Below are 16,173 nucleotides of genomic sequence, written 5' to 3' on the forward strand. Positions count from 1 at the left end.
CAGCGACTCGTCCGCACTACGCATTCCGGCCCACCGGCTCCTTGACGCCTCGCTCGGCGATCTCCTGGGCGGCCTCGAAGTAACTCGTGGCACCCCGCGAACCGGGATCGTAGGTCATCACCGACTGGCCGTAGCTCGGTGCCTCCGAGACCCGGACGTTGCGGGGGATGACCGCCTGGAGAACCTTGTCGCCGAAGTGGTTGCGGACGTCCTGCTCGACGGCGTCGGCCAGCCGGGTACGGCGGTCGTACATGGTCAGCAGGATGGTGGAGACGTCGAGCTTCGGGTTGAGGTGTTGGCGCACCAGGTTGATGTTATTGATCAACTGGTTGAGCCCCTCCAGCGCGTAGTACTCACACTGGATCGGGATCAGCACCTCCTGCGCGGCAACCAGAGCGTTGACCGTGAGCAGCCCGAGCGAGGGCGGGCAGTCGATGAACACGTAGTCGAACTCGCCCGGGTAGGCGGCGATCGCCCGGTCCAGCCGCGACTCCCGTGCCACCACCGACACCAACTCGATCTCGGCGCCGGCCAGGTCGATGGTCGCGGGTACGCACCACAGGTTGGGGATGCCCTCGACCGCCTGTGCCACCTCGGCCAGCGGCACGCTGTTGATCAGGCAGTCGTAGACGTCCGGGATGCCGGTGTGGTGCGGGACGTTGAGCCCGGTCGAGGCATTGCCCTGCGGATCGAGGTCCACCACGAGCACCCGGTTGCCGTGCAGGGCGAGCGCCACCGCAAGGTTGACGGTGGTGGTGGTCTTACCCACGCCGCCCTTCTGGTTGGCGACGCACATGACCCGGGTCCGGTCCGGCCGAGGCATGGTCACCTCGCCACTGGGATTCAGGATCTGCACGGCGCGCATCGCCTCCATAGCCAACGGTGGGTCATCCTCTTCGCGCGTCGGGGTTTCACGTGAAACGTACGTGGGGTCGGCAGCAACGGCAGCCAACGACTCGGTCGAAGCGACCGGCGCATCGGCGACCACCGGCGCGGCGTCCCGAACGACAGCCGCAGTGGGTTGATGCGGAACCGCCGGCTCGAAGCGAACCGCCGCGGCGGTGTTGCGGCGACCCGAGGTCGACCGCACCTCGGCGGCGTTGACCGGTCGACTCGGTCCCTCGCCCGACCGGCGAACGCCCGCCGGCTCGGGAACGGCGGAATCCTCCGATCGCCCGGCCGCCACGGATTGATCGAACACCGTCGGCGGATCGCTGTCCGTAGGTCGGGTCGATGGCCCGGTCGCGCCGGGCGACCAGCTTGGGTAGTCGGTTTCACGTGAAACGGGATCGCTGGTCGACCCGGTCACGCGTGGATCGTCGTACCTGCCGTCGTCATGCACCTGTCATCCCTGCCCGCTTCGGATGGTCGGTCCGCGCCCCGGTCAACTTGGCCGCATCCACGCCCGCATCCCGGAGCGTACGGCCCAAGGGAGCGGTCGGAGACCCGCGACGTCCGTCACCCGCTCCACACTATCGACGCGCGGTCAGCCTACGGCGGACGGGCGCGGCCGGTCCACGTCGGGTTCTCATCCCCTCGTCCATCCGTACCGGTACAACGAGGCAACCCACCGGCCGGAAGCCCGATGGCGCGAAGTGTCAGCCTCGGCGGGAGCGCCCGCTGCGGGCACGCTTCTTGGTCGCCGGGCGGGGCGGACCGACCATCCGCTCACGCACGATCTCCACCACCGTGGTCGGCGGATCGATCACCCCGACGCCGCAGAGCCGCACGGCAGGCTCCCCGCCACCGAGTCGCGCCACCACCTCGGCGTGCTCCTCGATCTCGGCCGCGGCGGACGAACCCTTGAGCGCCAGCAGCCGGCCACCGCGAACCGCGAGCGGGAGGCTCCAGCCGGCCAGCCGATCCAGCGGCGCGACCGCGCGGGCGGTCACCACGTCCCCGCTGATCGGCTCCCGGCCGCTCGACCCGCTGGCCGCCTCGTCGGCCCGGCCGCGGAACACCCGCACCGACCTGGCCAGGCCGAGTCGCTCGACGACCTCGATCAGGAACGACGTCCGTCGGGCCAGCGGCTCGATCAGAGTGACCGTGAGATCGGGACGGGCGATGGCCAGGACGAGACCCGGCAGACCAGCACCGGACCCGACGTCGAGCACCGTCGCGTCGGTCGGGATCCGCTCGGCGACCGCCGCGCAGTTGAGCAGGTGCCGATCCCAGATGCGAGGTGCCTCCCGGGGACCGATCAGGCCGCGGACCACCCCGTCGGTGGCGAGCAGTTCGGCGTACGCGGCGGCCAGGTCGAGACGATCACCGAAGAGGGTCAGCGCGGCCGGAGCCAGCTCGGGCGGCAACGCCGCGTCGGCCGGCGACGGGGCGGCGTCGCGGCCGGTCGCTTCGGCGTCGGAGGTGTCAGGCCGGACAGCGGACGGCCCGGGCGGCGTACCGCCCGGGCCGGACACGGCGTTGGCCGTGATGTCGTCGTGGGTCACCCGGTCAGTCCGCCGGCCGTACGACGATGCGCCGGTTCGGCTCCACGCCCTCGGACTCGCTGGCCACGCCGGACATGGCGTTGACGACGTCGTGCACGCACTTGCGCTCGAACGCGGACATCGCCTCCAGGCGAACCGGCTCGCCGTACTCCTTGACCTTCTCGACGGCGTTCTTGGCGACCGCGGCGAGTTCCTTGCGGCGGTTGGCCCGGTAACCACCGACGTCGAGCAGCAGCCGGCTCGGCGTGCCGGTCTGCCGGAAGACGGCGAGGCGGGTCAACTCCTGAAGCGCCTCCAGGGTGGCGCCGCGCTGGCCGACCAGGTTCTGCAGTCGCTCGCCGACCACCTCGACCATCGGACGGCCGGCGGAGACCAACTCGTCGATGTCGCCGTCGTAGTCGAGGATGTCGAGCAGGCCCTCCACGTAGTCAGCGGCGATCTCGCTCTGCCGGAACAGGTCGCCCTCGCCCACAGCCTTCTTTGCCCGGGTGCCAGCGGTGGTGCTGTCGTCGGCCTCGGTGTCGTCGGCGTCGTCGGCGTCGGTGTCGTCGGCGTCGTCGCCGTCCACCGCGAGCGTCGCGGTCTCCTCCTCGTCCAGGGACTGCTCGGCGCGGGGGATGCTGGTCTCGGTCACGGTCTCATCTCCGTACTCGCTCGGCCGGACCGTCGGGTCCGACTGGTTTCCCGGGGCCGGCTGGAGGTCACCGGTGCCCACGGGCACGTCTGTACGGGCAGTGTCGCCCGTGGCCGCGCGGTGCGCGGTCGGTTCCACCCGGCGCCGGCCGTACGGCGGCTGCGCGGGTGCGGAACGGGCCGCCGCCGGTGCTCCGACGGCGGCCCGTACCGGTTAGCCCTGCCGCTTGGCGGGGCGACTCTTCTTCGGGTTGTTCACCGGCTTGGCACCCGGCTTCGGCCCGGCCACCTTGGGCGCGGTCGCCTTGACCGGTGCGGGCGGGGCCGCCTTGCCACGACCGAACAGACCGCCGGTCTTGGCGGGCTGCACCGGGTTACGGGAGGCGGCGGGGGCGACGGCCTTCTTGGCGGTTACCGGCGGCGGGAACTTCCGCAGCACCCACTGCTGCTGGCCGAGGGTGAAGAGGTTGTTGGTGACCCAGTAGATGATGACGCCGATCGGGAAGATCGCGCCGGAGATCAGCAGCGACGCGGGGATGCCGTAGAGCATCAGTCGCTGGATCATCCGCTGCTGCGGGTCCTCCGCCCAGCCGGTCTTGAGGATCATCTGACGGCTGGTCAGGTAGGTGGTCGCGATCATGACCAGGACCAGGACACCAGCAATGATCTTGACGGTGCTGCCGTTGGCGCCGAGGCTGGCCAGCTCGTCGGCCGTGGAGCCGAACTTGCCGGCGATCGGGGCGGTGAAGAGCTTCGCCTGCGAGGCGCTCTGGAACTGGTCGACGGTCCAGCCGTAGAGCGTCTTGTTCTGCTTGTCCGGGTCGAGCCGCCGAAGCACGTGGAAGAGGCCGAGGAAGACCGGGATCTGAAGGAACATCGGAAGGCAACCCATCAGCGGGTTGGCCTTCTCCTTCTTGTACAGCTCCATCATTTCTTTCTGGAGCGTCTCCCGGTCACCCTTGTGCTTCTCCTGAAGCTCCTTGACCTTGGGCTGGAGCGCCTGCATCGCCCGCTGCGACTTGATCTGTTTGACGAAGACCGGGAACAGGATCACCCGGACGGTGACCACCAGGAAGATGATCGACAGGATCCAGGCGAAGTTGGTGCCGATCACCGCGCCGACCGGCACCCCGATGGCGTCCCAGGCAGAGTGCCAGGTCAGCAGGATCCACGAAATCGCGTAGTAGATCCAGTCGAGACTCAGACTCAATTCGGGGCTCCAGTCACATCAGCACGGCGGCGGCCGCCCGGCTCCGGCACCGGGTCATATCCACCAGGGTGAAAGGGGTGGCAGCGCAACAACCGCCGGACCGCCAGCACAGCTCCCCGGAGCGCGCCGTGCCGGGCGACCGCCTCCTGGGCGTACGCGCTGCACGACGGGTAGAACCGACAGCGGGCCGGCAGTGCCGGACTTATCCACCGACGGTACGCGATGATGGGCGCGATCAGCACCTTGGCACCGGTTGTCGACGGGCGTGGGCTGGTCTGGTCGGGGCCGCTCATCGAGACCGCCGCTCGCGGGGCGACCGGGCGACCGCGATGGCGGCGTCCAGGTCCGTGGCGAGCCGGGGGTACGACGCCTGCGCCGCGGCGGGGAGCGCCCGGACGACCAGCGTGCTGCCGGCGGGCAGGGCGGTCAACCGTTCCCGGACCAGCGCGCGCAGTCGGCGCCGGACCCGGTTGCGGGTCACCGCGTTGCCGACCGCCTTGGACACGACGAAGCCGGCACGGGACGGCACGGACGACTGATCCGCACTGGTGTCTCGTGCCGGCTCCGGCAAGGTCGGTGTGCTGGGGTCGGCGGTCACCGGCATGGCCAGGTGGACCACGACGGCGCCACGTCCGGCGCGTCGGCCACCGCGAACCGCTGCGGCGAAGTCAGTGCTGCGCCGCAGTCGCTGTGCGGCGGCCAGCACGACTGCCCACGTCCCCTGGACCGGCCCGGTCGGCTCAGGCCGACAGGGTGGTGCGACCCTTGGCGCGACGGCTCGACAGGATGGCACGGCCGGCACGGGTGCGCATGCGCAGCCGGAAGCCGTGGGTCTTCGCGCGCCGGCGGTTGTTCGGCTGGTAGGTGCGCTTGCTCACGTCAGGCTCTCCGTTTTCGTACGCGCCCCGCGCGACGGGATCGCCGGGGTCGTGTGGTGGTCCAGGCCACCTCGACGGTGGCCCACGATCGGTGCTGTCCGGCGGAGCGGGACCTCGGCGATGCGGGGATGCGACCGCGGACAGCAAGCACCCATCACCCTAGCAGAGGGCGAGAAAGCAGCCGTTCCAGCCTACGCAGGGGGGCAATGACCGTCAAACACCCCGAGCGGGGGACAACAGGACGCGCCCGAGGCCGAAGGGCGGTTTTCGCTGATGCCGACAAGGGTGCCGCGGCGTCGCCGGTTGATGGCGCAGGGACAACGCTGTTACCGTGCCCGATTGCGGTGAGCGTCGGAAGCTCCGGTCGTCGCAGAGGCAAGACCGGACAAGGCAGTGAATCGTTCGGCACGGTGAACCCGCTTCAGCGCCCGTTCAGGCAGGGGCAGGTCCCACCCGCGTCCGGCGGCGGCCACAATCGGTCGGTACACAGGCTGTGGATAACTTGTGGATGACCACCGGTCGACCGTCCGGGTGGGTGTTGTTCCACCCGCGAACGCGGCGGGCCCGGGACGGCCGGCTGGCAGACAGCGGCGGCCGGGAGCAGAGGCGAGGGGGTGGCACGACGGTGGCCGGTACGACCGACCTTGCCGCAGTGTGGTTAGCGGCGACCGACGAGCTGGCCGACGAGATCATCTCCGCCCAGCAGCGTGCCTATCTCCGGCTGACCCGGCTGCGCGCGATCGTCGAGGACACCGCACTGCTCTCGGTGCCGGACGCGTTCACCCGCGACGTGATCGAGTCACGGCTGCGCCCGGCGATCACCGAGGCGCTCACCCGCCGGCTCGGCCGACCGATCCAGGTCGCGGTCACCGTCCGGGTGGCCGAGGATGCCACCGGGCGACCGGCCGGCACGGTCTACCGCAGCGCCCCGGACGCCGGCCCGCTCGGTCTCGACGGGCCGGGCGCCGCGCCGCTCGACGACGACCACGGCGCTCGACCGTCCGGCGACGCGCTGCTCCCGGAGCAGTCGCCGGCGCGTACGCCCGATCCGGTGGCGCCGCCCGCGCCGGCGGGCCCACCGCTCGCGCCGACCGTCGACGGGCATCGCTCGGGTCTCATCCCCGCCAGCAGGGACGGGCAGGAGGCGCTGTTCAGCGCCGCCTTCGCGGAACCCGTGCGCTCACCCCGACCGGGGCCGGACCGGCGCGGCTACGACGAGCAGGCCGCCCGCCTCGACCCGCGCGGCCCGGACACCCGTCCCTACGAGCCCCGCTACCGGGACGACTCGGCGTCGCCGCGCGACCAGCACGTGATCCGCTCGCTCCCCCGGGACAGCGGCACGGACAGCGGCCCGGGCCGTAGCGCGGTGGACCATCGGACCGGTGGTCGCGACGACCGCCGGTTGCCCGGTGCCGACACCGGCGGTAACCGGCTCAACCCGAAGTACATGTTCGAGACGTTCGTCATCGGCTCGTCCAACCGCTTCGCCCACGCGGCGAGCGTGGCGGTGGCGGAGTCACCGGCCAAGGCGTACAACCCGCTGTTCATCTACGGGCACTCGGGGCTGGGCAAGACCCACCTGCTGCACGCCATCGGGCACTACGCCACCACGCTCGGCAACGCCCGCTCGGTCCGGTACGTCTCGACCGAGGAATTCACCAACGACTTCATCAACTCGCTCCGGGACGACAAGACCAGCGCGTTCCAGCGGCGTTACCGCGACGTCGACATCCTGTTGATCGACGACATCCAGTTCCTGGAGAACCGCGAGCGCACCCAGGAGGAGTTCTTCCACACCTTCAACACCCTGCACAACGCCAACAAGCAGATCGTGATCACCTCCGACCGGTCGCCGCGCCAGCTCGCCACCCTTGAGGACCGGATGCGAACCCGGTTCGAGTGGGGCCTGCTGGCCGACATCCAGCCACCGGACCTGGAGACCCGGATCGCGATCCTGCAGAAGAAGGCGGCGCAGGAGCGGATGTACGCCCCGCCGGACGTGTTGGAGTTCATCGCCTCCCGGGTGTCGAACTCGATCCGTGAGCTGGAGGGCGCGCTGATCCGGGTGACCGCGTTCGCCAGCCTGACCCGGTCGACCGTCGAGCTGTCGTTGGCCGAGGAGGTGCTTCGGGACTTCATGCCCGACGGCGCCGGCCCGGAGATCAACGCCGACCAGATCATGGCCTCGACCGCTGACTACTTCGGGGTGAGCCTGGAGGACCTGCGCGGCCAGTCGAGGTCCCGGGTGCTCGTCAACGCCCGCCAGGTGGCCATGTACCTGTGTCGGGAGTTGACCGAGCTGTCGCTGCCCCGGATCGGGCAGGCGTTCGGCGGCCGGGACCACACCACGGTCATGCACGCCGACCGCAAGATCCGTCAGCAGATGGCCGAGCGCCGCTCGCTGTACAACCAGATCGCCGAGCTGACCAACCGGATCAAGCAGAACAGCTGAGGGGTACGACGCCGTCGCGGCGCGCACAGCCCGGGACACGCCCGGCCGGATCTCCGGTCGGGCGTTCTTTTTCGTCCGACAGCTGGACTCTCGACATGGTGGAGGCCACAGCATCGAGGCCGTGACCGCCTCGACTCCCACTCGTTGTCCACAGCTCGTTATCCACCGTCGGTGGATAACTACGGTCCGTCCTCCGCCAGTTACCCACAGGCTGTGGAGAAACCCTGTGTACGAGGCTGTGGACGCCTGGGGACGACGGTCACGTTTTCCACCGACGGCCGTCCACCTGTGCACGAGCTGTTGAAGGTTCTGGGGATGACGGCAATGCTGATCTTCACCGCGATCCACAGGCCTGGGGAGAAAGTCGGTGGATTACCGGTGGACAACCGGTGGACGACGGTGGACAACCGCCCGCCGGGACCGGGCTGTGGACACACGAGCCGGTTGTACCCCCGGTTCTCCACAGCTAAATCACCGGTGGATAACCTGTCTGAGCTGCGCAGACCCGGCTTTTCCACAGTTTGCACAGGTGCGATGAAGACGATGAGTTATCTCTTCTAAGAGAACAAAAACCAATCATCACCGTTGGGCTTTCTGTGGATTGGGCCGAGCGCTGCCGGATCAGCCGGTAAGCACCGACACGATCCATGGGGTCGGGCGCACAGCCGATGCCCCCGCGCCCTAAGGTGCGATGGGTACCCGCACGGTCGGGCGGGACGGTAGGCAGCGGTCGGCATGAGAGAGTTGTCGCTGACGTCGACGCGGAGGCATTGATGAAGTTCCGAGTGGAGCGCGACGCGCTCGCCGAGGCCGTGGCGTGGACCGCGAAGAGCCTGCCCAACCGGCCATCCGTACCGGTGCTCGCCGGGGTGATGCTCCGCGTCACCGACGGCAACCTGCGGGTTTCCGGGTTCGACTACGAGGTCTCCAGCCAGGTGACCGTTGAGGTGCAGGGCGACGCCGACGGCGCCGCGCTCGTCTCCGGCCGCCTGCTCGCCGAGATCACCAAGGCGCTGCCGGCGAAGCCGGTCGACATCGCCGCGGTCGGCGCTCACCTCGAGTTGGTCTGCGGCAGCGCGCGGTTCACCCTGCCCACCATGCCGGTGGAGGACTACCCCGCGCTGCCCGAGATGCCGCAGAGCGCCGGCACTGTCGACGCCGCGGCGTTCGCCACCGCCGTGTCCCAGGTGGCCATCGCGGCCGGCCGGGACGAGACGCTGCCGATGATGACCGGCGTCCGCGTCGAGCTGTCCGGCAACACGCTGTCCATGCTCGCCACCGACCGTTACCGGTTGGCGCTGCGCGAGATCCAGTGGCGGCCGGACGACCCCGAGGTGAGCATCAACGCCCTGGTGCCGGCCCGCACCCTGAACGACACCGCCAAGGCCCTCGGTCCGCTGGGCGGCGAGGTCACCCTCGCCCTCGCCCAGGGCGCCGCGGGCGAGGGCATGGTCGGCCTCGCCGGTGGCACCCGACGCACCACCAGCCGCCTGCTCGACGGCGCGAACTACCCGCCGGTGCGTTCGCTCTTCCCGGCCACCCACAACGCGGCGGCCCGGGTGCCGGTCAGCACGCTCATCGAGGTGGTCAAGCGGGTCGCGTTGGTCGCCGAGCGGACCACCCCGGTGCTGCTCAGCTTCAGCGCCGACGGCCTGGTGGTCGAGGCCGGCGGTTCCGAGGAGGCACGGGCCAGCGAGGCGATGGAGGCCACCTTCACCGGTGACCCGCTGACCATCGGCTTCAACCCGCAGTACCTCATCGACGGTCTGGCAAACCTGGGCTCGCAGACGGCAGTGCTCTCGTTCGTCGACGCCTTCAAGCCTGCGGTGATCTCGCCCGCGGACGAGGATGGCGAGGTCATTCCGGGGTACCGGTACCTCATCATGCCGATCCGCGTCTCGCGCTGATCGCGCCCAGCAACACCCAGATCCACGGAGGTAGAAACACATGCAGCTCGGGCTGGTAGGACTCGGCCGTATGGGCGGCAACATGCGGGAGCGGTTGCGTTCCGCCGGGCACGAGGTGGTCGGCTTCGACCACAACGCGCAGATCAGCGACGTCACGACCCTCGCGGGCCTGGCCGAGAAGCTTGAGTCTCCGCGCGCGGTCTGGGTCATGGTGCCCGCCGGTGTCACCGACGCCACCATCGATGAACTCGCCGAGGTGCTCGGCGAGGGCGACATCATCATCGACGGCGGCAACTCGCGCTTCAGCGACGACGCCCCCCGCGCGGAACGGCTCAACGAGCGGGGCATCGGCTACATCGACGTCGGGGTCTCCGGCGGCGTCTGGGGTCGGCAGAACGGCTACGGGCTGATGGTCGGCGGCGCCCAGGAGCACGTGGACCGCCTGATGCCGATCTTCAACGCGCTCAAGCCGGAGGGCGAGTTCGGCTTCGTGCACGCCGGTCCGGTCGGCGCCGGGCACTACTCGAAGATGGTGCACAACGGCATCGAGTACGGCCTGATGCACGCCTACGCCGAGGGCTACGAGCTGCTGACCGCCTCCGAGCTGGTCACCAACGTGCCGGGGGTGTTCAAGTCCTGGCGGGAGGGCACCGTCGTCCGCTCCTGGCTGCTCGACCTGCTCGACCGGGCACTCGACGAGGACCCGGAGCTGGCCGACCTGAGCGGCTACACGGAGGACACCGGCGAGGGCCGGTGGACGGTCGACGAGGCGGTCCGGCTGTCCGTACCGCTGAACGTCATCACCGCGTCGCTGTTCGCCCGGTTCCAGTCGCGCCAGGACGACTCGCCCGCCATGAAGGCCGTCGCCGCGCTGCGTCAGCAGTTCGGCGGCCACGCCGTCCACAAGCGCTGAGCGGTATCCACAACCTGTGTACGTTCACCGGCTGGAACTGGTCGACTTCCGCTCGTACGAGCGGGTGGCCGTCGACCTCCAGCCGGGGGCGAACGTCCTGATCGGCGCCAACGGCGTCGGTAAGACGAACCTCGTCGAGGCGCTGGGCTACGTGGCGACCCTGGACTCGCACCGGGTCGCCACCGACGCGCCTCTGGTCCGGATGGGCGCCGCGTCCGCGGTGATCCGCTGCGCGGTGGTGCACGACGGCCGGGAGCTGCTCGTCGAGCTGGAGATCGTGCCCGGCAAGGCCAACCGCGCCCGGTTGGGTCGTTCCCCGGCACGGCGGGCTCGGGACGTGCTCGGGGCGCTCCGGCTGGTGCTCTTCGCTCCGGAAGACCTCGAACTGGTCCGGGGAGACCCGGCCGAGCGCCGCCGTTACCTGGACGATCTGCTGGTCAACCGACAACCCAGGTACGCGGGAGTGCGGGCCGACTACGAGCGGGTCGTCAAGCAGCGCAACGCCCTGCTGCGCACCGCGTACCTGGCTCGCAAGACCGGTGGGTCCCGGGGCGGCGACCTCGGCACCCTCGCCGTGTGGGACACCCACCTGGCCCAGCACGGCGCGGAGCTGCTCGCCGGCCGGCTGGAGCTGGTGGCCGCGCTCACCCCGCACGTGGCCAAGGCGTACGACGCGGTGGCCGCCGGTCGGGGCGCGGCGAGCATCGCCTACCGACCCTCGATCGAGCTGGCCGAGCCGACCACCGACCGGGCCGTGTTGGCCGAGGCGTTGACGGCGGCCCTGGCCGCGTCCCGCTCCGCCGAGATCGAGCGGGGCACCACCCTGGTCGGCCCGCACCGCGACGAGCTGGCCCTGAGTCTCGGCCCGCTGCCCGCCAAGGGGTACGCCAGCCACGGCGAGTCGTGGTCGTTCGCGCTGGCGCTGCGCCTGGCCGGATACGACCTGTTGCGCGCCGACGGCATCGAACCGGTGCTGGTGCTCGACGACGTTTTCGCGGAGTTGGACACCGGCCGCCGAGAGCGGCTGGCGGAGCTGGTCGGTGGGGCGAGTCAGCTGCTGGTCACCTGCGCGGTGGACGACGACGTGCCGGCCGCCCTGCGCGGCACCCGCTACCAGGTCGGCGAAGGGACGGTACGCCGTGTCGGATGAGCCACGCCCCAAAGGACCGGCGGCGGGCGACGCCCCGTCGGCGCGTACCCCGAACGCGGCGGCGGGATCGGCGGACGGTGAGCCGGCGGCGGCCGCGAGCGGCCCGGAGCTGGCCCGGGCGGTGCTCGACGCGGCGTTGTCCCGGCGGCAGGCGGCGGCCCGCGCCCGGCGTGCCCCGGGCGGCGCAGCCGACGCTGCCGGCGGCTCGGGGCGGCGGCTGCGGGGCTACTCCGGTCCGGGCCCCGACCCGCGCGATCCGCAGCCGCTCGGCGCCGTGCTGAACCGGCTGGTGAAGGCGCGGGGCTGGCAGCAGCCGGCGGCCGAGGCCACCGTGTTCGGTGCCTGGGAGCGGGTCGTCGGCGCGGAGGTCGCGCAGAACAGCCGCCCGGTGAAGCTGGAGAACGGCGAGCTGACCGTGGAGGCCCGCTCGACCGCGTGGGCCACCCAGCTGCGGCTGCTCGCCGGTTCGCTGCTCAAGCAGATCGCCAGCGAGGTCGGTCACAACGTGGTGCGCAAGCTGCACATCCACGGCCCGGCCGCGCCCTCCTGGGGCAAGGGGCCGCGCCGGGTACGCGGCCGGGGCCCACGCGACACGTACGGCTGAGCGGGCCGTTCAGCCGCGCCGGTCGGCCTCGCGGGCCGCCCGCTTGCGTTCCCGTTGCTCCCGGGTGAAGCGCTTGCGCTCGGCCAGGTCGCGTTTCCACGCCTCGCGGGCCTCGGCCGAGCCGCCCTGCACCGCTCCCTGCACGCCCTGGGCCGGGCCGGCCAGGTGTCGGTAGGCCCAGCGCATCAGTCGGCCACCCTCGCCCGGGGCCCGGGTGACCGCGCCGTCCTCGCTCATCTGCCGCCCTCTCCGCGTCGTCCCACCGTCGGGCCCCGACACGAGCCGGGGCGTTTGGTGCACCAATGATTGGTGTACCAACGATCGGTACGATAGTCATCGTGGCTGACGAGGGCAACCGATGAGCGAACGACCGGACGGCGTCGACCCGCTGGCCCTGGAACAGCAGGTCTGCTTCGCCCTCTCGGTGGCGGCGCGCAGCGTGGTGGCCGTCTACCGACCACTGTTGGAACCGATGGGCCTGACCCATCCGCAGTACCTGGTGATGTTGGCGCTGTGGCAGCACGCGCCGCTGTCCGGCCGTGAGCTCAGTCGCCTGCTCCAGCTCGACCCGGGCACGCTCTCACCTCTGCTCAAGCGACTGGAGGCGGCCGGCTACCTGCGCCGGGAACGCGACCCCAGCGACGAGCGCAGCCTCGCGGTCACGCTCACCGCCAGTGGTGCCGCGCTACGGAGTCATGCAGAGCTGATCCCGGCCGCGATCGTGCAGCGGCTCGGGCTGCCGGTCGAGGATCTGCAACACCTGCACGCGGTGCTCACCCAGCTGATCGCGGCCGCGAACCAGCCGGCCGCCGCGGAGGCAGACGCCGCTGACGCCGAGGCCGCTGACGCTGACGCCGCGGCTCAGGCGTCGGCGTAGACGGCGAACCCGCGCTCGGCGCAGCGCCGGTAGAACGCCGCCAGCACGCCCAGCTCGGCGCAGGTGAAGTTCCACTGCGGCGGGTCACCGCGCTCGTCGCGCAGCGCGTCGAGCCGGCTCTCCAACCACCGCAGCTGCTGCTCGGCCAGCCTGCCGTCGCCGAGCAGCGAGCGCAGCACGGTGCTCACCGACTCGAAGGTGACCGCCTCGCCGTACGCGCGGTGCCCGGCCACGAACCTCTCGATGCCGCTCGCGATCCAGGAGCAGCCGTCCGGGTCGATCACCGGGTCCTCGTCCTCGGCGGCGGCGTCTGTGGCATACAACACACCTTCGAGGCCGAGGAGCAGATCCACCAACTCGGTGTACGCGGTCGCCCGGATGGTGCCGGTCTTCGCGATGAGCTCGGCCAGCGCGGCGGTCGGCGCGGAGATTCGCGGCAGGTCGACGATCTCGCCGAAGTCGACGAACTCGGCCGGAGCGACCGGATCGTAGAAGCGGCCGGTCCGCGGCCAGTGCACCGCGACGTTGTCCAGCCCCATCTGTCACCTCTTAAAGAGCACGTGTCGGGTCGATCGAGTCGATCGTCCCGGTTCCAACCGGTAAAGATCAAGGCTGGTTCCGGGGCGCCGCAAACGTACGGCACGGACGCTTCGGCCGCGACCCCCGACCCGCCCGACCGCGGGTCAACCCGTTCGGGGACGGCGCGTGCGACGGAAGCCTGGCGTGTGGGGGGAGTCGCGGGCGGCGGGGTTCTGCCGGCTACGGACTTCTCAGCCGCCTCTCTGAGGGTGCCGAGTGGTGGTTCTGTCCTCCGCGCACAGTAGGATTGACGGTGAGACGAAGACCCGGGTGCGGGAGTGGGACAGGGCCGGTGGCCCCGATTCATTCTCCACGTCGGGTCGAGCCGATCGCGATCCGCGGGCAACCGCGGCGACCGGCGCGTTCGACCCGCTGTCCGGAGGTCTCCGGCACCGGTCCGCGCGCCGACGTCGCGTCCTGTCCGCCGAACCCGCGCCCGACGCGCCCCTACCGGCGCGGCTGACGCGAGAAAGTGGCCGAGGGTGGCAGCGCAGGACAAGCAGGAGTACGGCGCAGAGTCGATCACCGTTCTCGAGGGGCTGGAGGCCGTTCGCAAGCGGCCCGGTATGTACATCGGGTCCACCGGCGAGCGCGGTCTGCACCACCTCGTCTGGGAGGTCGTCGACAACGCCGTCGACGAGGCGCTGGCCGGATACTGCGACACCATCGACGTGGTGCTGCTCGCCGACGGTGGCGTCCGGGTCACCGACAACGGCCGTGGTTTCCCGGTCGACCTGCACCCGAAGCTCAAGAAGCCGGGTGTCGAGGTCGCGCTGACCGTGCTGCACGCCGGCGGCAAGTTCGACGGCAAGGCGTACGCGGTCTCCGGTGGTCTGCACGGCGTCGGTGTCTCCGTGGTGAACGCGCTCTCCACCCGGATGGCCGTCGAGATCCACAAGTCCGGCTTCGTCTGGCGGCAGCAGTACAACAACTCCAAGCCCGGCCCACTGGACAAGGGCGAGACCACCGACCGCAGCGGCTCGGCGGTCTCCTTCTGGCCCGACCCCGATGTCTTCGAGACCGTCGACTTCGACTTCCAGACCATCTACCGACGTCTCCAGGAGATGGCCTTCCTCAACCGCGCCCTGCGCATCCACCTGCTCGACGAGCGGGTCGCCGAGGAGGAGGACGGCCGGCAGCGCGAGGTCACCTTCTTCTACGAGGGCGGCATCGCCGACTTCGTCCGGCACCTCAACGCCTCGAAGAACCCGATCCACAAGACCGTGGTCGAGTTCGGCGCGGAGGAGGAGGGCATGTCGGTCGAGATCGCCATGCAGTGGAACGAGTCGTACGGCGAGTCGGTCTACACCTTCGCCAACACCATCAACACGCACGAGGGCGGCACCCACGAGGAGGGCTTCCGGTCCGCGCTGACCAGCGTGGTCAACCGGTACGGCACCGACAAGAAGCTGCTCAAGGGCGACGAGAAGCTCTCCGGCGAAGACATTCGTGAGGGCCTCGCGGCGATCATCTCGGTGAAGCTGGCAAACCCGCAGTTCGAGGGTCAGACCAAGACCAAGCTCGGCAACACGCCGGTGAAGAGCTTCGTGCAGCGGGTCTGCAACGAGTGGCTGGTCGACTGGTTCGACCGCAACCCGGCCGAGGCCAAGATGATCATCACGAAGGCGTCGCAGGCCGCTCGGGCCCGGATCGCCGCGCAGCAGGCGCGCAAGCTGGCCCGGCGCAAGTCGCTGCTGGAGTCCGGCTCGATGCCGGGCAAGCTGGCCGACTGCCAGTCGACCGACCCGCGCGAGTCCGAGGTGTTCATCGTCGAGGGCGACTCGGCCGGCGGCTCCGCCAAGCAGGGCCGCGACCCGCGGACGCAGGCGATCCTGCCGATCCGCGGCAAGATCCTCAACGTGGAGAAGGCCCGGATCGACCGGGTTCTCAAGAACAACGAGGTCCAGGCGCTGATCACCGCGCTGGGCACCGGCATCCACGACGACTTCGACATGGAGAAGCTGCGGTACCACAAGGTGGTGCTGATGGCCGACGCGGACGTCGATGGCCAGCACATCCAGACCCTGCTGCTCACCCTGCTGTTCCGCTTCATGCGTCCACTCGTCGAGCTGGGGCACGTCTACCTGGCCGCCCCGCCGCTCTACAAGATCAAGTGGAACAAGAAGGGCGACGACGCGCAGTACGCGTACTCCGACCGTGAGCGGGACGGGCTGATCGCGCTGCGCCAGCAGAAGAAGCCGAACGCCAAGCCGGACGACATCCAGCGCTTCAAGGGCCTCGGCGAGATGAACTATCCCGAGCTGTGGGAAACCACCATGAACCCGGCGACGCGTACCCTGCGTCAGGTCACTCTCGACGACGCGGCGACCGCCGACGAGTTGTTCAGTGTGCTGATGGGTGAGGACGTCGAGGCGCGCCGGTCGTTCATTCAGCGCAACGCCAAGGACGTGCGGTTCCTGGACATCTGACGGGCTGCTGCGGATCGGCCGGGCACTGCCCGGCCGATCCGCCGGTCCACAGAGTTATCCACAGCTTGGCCGGTATCCACAGCGGTTATCCACA

At 70.3% G+C, this 16,173-nt stretch carries 16 protein-coding genes; 7 read left to right on the forward strand and 9 right to left on the reverse strand.

Annotated elements, in window-relative coordinates:
* Positions 1–16: 16 nt before the first annotated feature.
* From AB0J33_RS00800 to rpmH, 7 genes are all read right to left on the reverse strand, one after another.
* Positions 17–1,342 carry an AAA family ATPase gene (locus AB0J33_RS00800; protein ID WP_363608480.1) on the reverse strand — a complete coding sequence of 442 codons (1,326 nt, stop codon included), beginning with the start codon at positions 1,340–1,342 and terminating at the stop codon, positions 17–19.
* Positions 1,343–1,598: 256 nt separating this feature from the next.
* Positions 1,599–2,309, reverse strand: coding sequence for a 16S rRNA (guanine(527)-N(7))-methyltransferase RsmG (rsmG, locus tag AB0J33_RS00805; RefSeq protein WP_363610148.1), 711 nt, complete (start codon positions 2,307–2,309; stop codon positions 1,599–1,601).
* A 142-nt stretch (positions 2,310–2,451) separates the two neighbouring features.
* The gene (locus AB0J33_RS00810; RefSeq protein WP_363608483.1) at positions 2,452–3,081 is read right to left on the reverse strand and encodes a R3H domain-containing nucleic acid-binding protein; all 630 of its coding nucleotides are present in this window, start codon (positions 3,079–3,081) and stop codon (positions 2,452–2,454) included.
* Positions 3,082–3,294: 213 nt separating this feature from the next.
* On the reverse strand, positions 3,295–4,284 hold the full coding sequence (gene yidC, locus AB0J33_RS00815; RefSeq protein ID WP_363610150.1) for a membrane protein insertase YidC: 990 nt from the start codon (positions 4,282–4,284) through the stop codon (positions 3,295–3,297).
* Between the two features lie 2 nt (positions 4,285–4,286).
* On the reverse strand, positions 4,287–4,583 hold the full coding sequence (gene yidD, locus AB0J33_RS00820) for a membrane protein insertion efficiency factor YidD (RefSeq protein WP_363608485.1): 297 nt from the start codon (positions 4,581–4,583) through the stop codon (positions 4,287–4,289).
* Positions 4,580–4,996 (reverse strand): ribonuclease P protein component, encoded by a 417-nt coding sequence (gene rnpA / locus AB0J33_RS00825; RefSeq protein ID WP_363608487.1) that lies wholly within the window; start codon positions 4,994–4,996, stop codon positions 4,580–4,582. The genes yidD and rnpA overlap by 4 nt, the downstream gene beginning before the upstream one ends.
* A 34-nt stretch (positions 4,997–5,030) precedes the next feature.
* A complete protein-coding gene (rpmH, locus tag AB0J33_RS00830) occupies positions 5,031–5,168 on the reverse strand; it encodes a 50S ribosomal protein L34 (RefSeq protein ID WP_007453904.1) in 138 nt (45 codons plus the stop codon).
* Between the two features lie 625 nt (positions 5,169–5,793).
* Between rpmH and dnaA the strand changes: the two genes are divergently transcribed.
* The 5 genes from dnaA to AB0J33_RS00855 all read left to right on the forward strand — a co-directional run bounded on the left by dnaA (position 5,794) and on the right by AB0J33_RS00855 (position 12,194).
* Positions 5,794–7,620 carry a chromosomal replication initiator protein DnaA gene (gene dnaA / locus AB0J33_RS00835; protein WP_363610152.1) on the forward strand — a complete coding sequence of 609 codons (1,827 nt, stop codon included), beginning with the start codon at positions 5,794–5,796 and terminating at the stop codon, positions 7,618–7,620.
* Positions 7,621–8,393: 773 nt separating this feature from the next.
* A complete protein-coding gene (dnaN, locus tag AB0J33_RS00840) occupies positions 8,394–9,527 on the forward strand; it encodes a DNA polymerase III subunit beta (RefSeq protein WP_363608490.1) in 1,134 nt (377 codons plus the stop codon).
* A gap of 40 nt (positions 9,528–9,567) precedes the next feature.
* Positions 9,568–10,440: a phosphogluconate dehydrogenase (NAD(+)-dependent, decarboxylating) gene (gene gnd, locus AB0J33_RS00845; RefSeq protein WP_363608492.1), complete on the forward strand. Its 873-nt coding sequence runs from the start codon at positions 9,568–9,570 to the stop codon at positions 10,438–10,440.
* 16 nt (positions 10,441–10,456) lie between these two features.
* A complete protein-coding gene (recF, locus tag AB0J33_RS00850; RefSeq protein ID WP_363608494.1) occupies positions 10,457–11,590 on the forward strand; it encodes a DNA replication/repair protein RecF in 1,134 nt (377 codons plus the stop codon).
* Positions 11,580–12,194 (forward strand): DciA family protein, encoded by a 615-nt coding sequence (locus AB0J33_RS00855; RefSeq protein ID WP_363608496.1) that lies wholly within the window; start codon positions 11,580–11,582, stop codon positions 12,192–12,194. Before recF ends, AB0J33_RS00855 begins: the two co-directional genes overlap by 11 nt.
* Before the next feature lie 9 nt (positions 12,195–12,203).
* Here the strand turns inward: AB0J33_RS00855 and AB0J33_RS00860 are convergent, their stop codons facing one another.
* Positions 12,204–12,431, reverse strand: a complete 228-nt coding sequence (locus AB0J33_RS00860) for a hypothetical protein (RefSeq protein ID WP_363608498.1) — start codon at positions 12,429–12,431, stop codon at positions 12,204–12,206.
* Positions 12,432–12,552: 121 nt separating this feature from the next.
* Here AB0J33_RS00860 and AB0J33_RS00865 point away from each other — a divergent pair, with 121 nt between their 5' ends.
* Positions 12,553–13,071, forward strand: coding sequence for a MarR family transcriptional regulator (locus AB0J33_RS00865; RefSeq protein ID WP_363608500.1), 519 nt, complete (start codon positions 12,553–12,555; stop codon positions 13,069–13,071).
* Here AB0J33_RS00865 and AB0J33_RS00870 read toward each other — a convergent pair.
* Positions 13,056–13,610 carry a hypothetical protein gene (locus AB0J33_RS00870; protein ID WP_269681771.1) on the reverse strand — a complete coding sequence of 185 codons (555 nt, stop codon included), beginning with the start codon at positions 13,608–13,610 and terminating at the stop codon, positions 13,056–13,058. The genes AB0J33_RS00865 and AB0J33_RS00870 overlap by 16 nt on opposite strands.
* 522 nt (positions 13,611–14,132) lie before the next feature.
* Here AB0J33_RS00870 and gyrB point away from each other — a divergent pair.
* Positions 14,133–16,079 (forward strand): DNA topoisomerase (ATP-hydrolyzing) subunit B, encoded by a 1,947-nt coding sequence (gene gyrB, locus AB0J33_RS00875; protein ID WP_363608502.1) that lies wholly within the window; start codon positions 14,133–14,135, stop codon positions 16,077–16,079.
* Positions 16,080–16,173 lie beyond the last annotated feature (94 nt).

It is taken from the genome of Micromonospora sp. NPDC049645 (assembly GCF_040675155.1).
Lineage (GTDB): Bacteria > Actinomycetota > Actinomycetes > Mycobacteriales > Micromonosporaceae > Micromonospora.

Bases quoted from the DNA above. Each gene is read 5' to 3' on its own strand.
- yidD (WP_363608485.1), bottom strand. From the start codon at position 4,583: ATGAGCGGCCCCGACCAGACCAGCCCACGCCCGTCGACAACCGGTGCC.
- dnaN (WP_363608490.1), top strand. From the start codon at position 8,394: ATGAAGTTCCGAGTGGAGCGCGACGCGCTCGCCGAGGCCGTGGCGTGG.
- gnd (WP_363608492.1), top strand. From the start codon at position 9,568: ATGCAGCTCGGGCTGGTAGGACTCGGCCGTATGGGCGGCAACATGCGG.
- AB0J33_RS00860 (WP_363608498.1), bottom strand. From the start codon at position 12,431: ATGAGCGAGGACGGCGCGGTCACCCGGGCCCCGGGCGAGGGTGGCCGA.
- AB0J33_RS00865 (WP_363608500.1), top strand. From the start codon at position 12,553: ATGAGCGAACGACCGGACGGCGTCGACCCGCTGGCCCTGGAACAGCAG.
- AB0J33_RS00870 (WP_269681771.1), bottom strand. From the start codon at position 13,610: ATGGGGCTGGACAACGTCGCGGTGCACTGGCCGCGGACCGGCCGCTTC.